The 1,732-nt window shown below is 69.1% G+C and carries 1 protein-coding gene; it reads right to left on the bottom strand.

Annotated features, from left to right (window positions below):
- Nucleotides 1-181: 181 nt before the first annotated feature.
- Nucleotides 182-1,624 carry an IS1182 family transposase gene (locus tag KVS71_RS17115; protein ID WP_081766114.1) on the bottom strand — a complete coding sequence of 481 codons (1,443 nt, stop codon included), beginning with the start codon at nucleotides 1,622-1,624 and terminating at the stop codon, nucleotides 182-184.
- Nucleotides 1,625-1,732: the final 108 nt, after the last annotated feature.

The raw sequence follows: 1,732 nt of genomic DNA on the forward strand, positions 1-1,732 counted from the left end.
CTAGGTGCGCGGGTCAGAATCGGGTGGCGTGGCGCGCGGCGTTGACTCTGGCATCGCGCGCTGACGGTCGCGAACGGGAACGGGCGGGCCGTTGCGGTGTGAGAGCGTGCGGGATCGCACGGCGAGGGGCTCGTGGCGACTGTCGGTGCGTGCTGTGACGCCCCGGGACCCCTGGGGAGGCCTATGCGGGCGCCAGCCCGGCGGCTGTAGCGACGCGGAGCTTGCGGAGGTTGTGGCAGATCGTGTGGAGTAGCCATTCGCCTTGGGCGCCGGCGAGTCCGCGTAGCCGGAGCTGTCCGGCGTTTTGCCGGGTCTTCATCTGCCCGAACGCGGGTTCAACGATGGCTTTGCGGCGCGCGTAGTCGGTGCGGCCCTGCTCGGTGCGCAGCGCGTGCGCCATCCGCTCCCGCCGGCTCGCGTCCTCTGGGGCCGGGTCCGGGGCGCCGGCGGTAGGGAAGCTCTCGCCGTGACGTTGCCGTCCCGTCGCGATCAACACCTGTGCGTCCAGATCGTCGGCGGCTTCGAGGTTGGCTTCCGAGCAGTAGCCCGCGTCAGCGAGGACGACCTCTGGGGAACGCTCGATTCCTGCCGCGTCGAGGTTCCGTAGGGTCTGCTCGGCCATCGGGACGAACTGCTGGATATCGGTGGCCTGCTGGGTGACCTCGGCGCTCAACACGATCTGGTGGCCCTCATCGACAACGGCCTGCGCGTTGAACGCGTAATCGAAGCCGCGGACCGTCTTCATCATCCGCGCCTCAGGATCGGTGAAATTGCGTTGCGCTTTCGGCTTCGGCGCCGCCGTGTCCACCGCAGTCGCGACGGCCGCGTCGGCCTGCTCAGGGGGCTGACCGGCGGCGTCGGCCTTCTTCCGCGCCACGGCTGCCGCCTTCTCGGCGGCGTCGGCCTCGATCGCGTCCTTCGCGGCACGTAGTTTTGCCAGGCGCCCCTCACGGCGGGCCAGCTCCGGGGCGACCTCGTCCCCGCGCCGGTCCTGGCCGAACTGCTGATCCTCGGCCTCATCGACCGCCTCCGCCTCGGCGAGCAGCGCAGCGACCTCGGCTTGGAGCTGATCGATCTTCGGCACGATCCGGTCATAGCTCATCGCCTTATGCCGCGACGCGTTCGCAGCCAGCTTCGTGCCATCCAGCGCGACCCGCCCCAACCGCACCAGCCCCGCCTCCGCGCAGACCCGCAGCACCTGCAGGAACAACCCCGGCAGGGCATCCAGGTGACGCCGACGAAACCGGGCCAGCGACCGGTAGTCGGGCGCCTGGTTGCCCGACAGCCACCGGAAGGCGATATCGCGCTTGCAGCGCCGCTCCAACTCACGAGACGAGGTCACGCCCGTCGCGTACGCGAACAGCAGCAGCTTCAACATCATCCGCGGGTCATACGGAGGCGCACCCGAGGCGGACGCGTACGACGCGTAGACCGGCGTCAGATCCAAGAGCTCTTCGACGACCTCGGAGATGAACCGGGCCTCATCATCCTCGTCCAGCCAGTCATCCAGACTCGGCGGGAGCAGGAAACACTGCCCCTGGTCATACCCACGGAACGTCTTGCCCGCACCCGCCGGTGCAGCCGATCCCGGCGCCCGCGCCTCACCCGGCTCGACCTCGAACAGACCCTCCAGGCTGGCAGTCACCGTCATGAATCGATTCTCCCAGCACCCCGCGCTATCCACCGGATTCACCCCGGCGCGTTAACGGAAGGATCTGACCCACGCACCTAG

Origin of the sequence: Microbacterium sp. GbtcB4 (assembly GCF_019091465.1) — a bacterium.
GTDB lineage: Bacteria > Actinomycetota > Actinomycetes > Actinomycetales > Microbacteriaceae > Microbacterium > Microbacterium paraoxydans.